Source organism: Neisseria sp. P0009.S007 (assembly GCF_051962515.1).
Genome location: NZ_JBQCVF010000983.1, coordinates 1 through 340, shown reverse-complemented (window position 1 = coordinate 340; position 340 = coordinate 1). Strand labels below are relative to the sequence as shown.

Sequence of the window (340 nt, the reverse complement as noted above, 5' to 3'; positions counted from 1 at the left end):
TGGTAACCAAATCCGACGGCACCAAATTCGGTAAAACCGTAGGCGGCGCGGTATGGTTTAACGCGAAGAAAACTTCTCCGTATCAGTTCTACCAATTCTGGCTGAAAGTGGCCGATGCCGATGTATATAAATTCCTGAAATACTTTACCTTCCTGTCCATCGAAGAAATCGATGCCATCGAAGCCAAAGATAAAGCCAGCGGCACCAAGCCAGAAGCGCAACGCATTCTCGCCGAAGAAATGACCCGTCTGATTCACGGCGAAGAGGCCCTTGCCGCCGCCCAACGTATTTCTGAAAGCATATTTGCCGAAGACCAAAGCCATCTTACCGAAAGCGACTT

The 340-nt window shown here is 49.4% G+C and carries 1 pseudogene; it reads left to right on the top strand.

Annotated features, from left to right (window positions below):
- Positions 1-340, top strand: a pseudogene (locus ACTHS3_RS17430) (tyrosine--tRNA ligase); the annotation flags it as partial.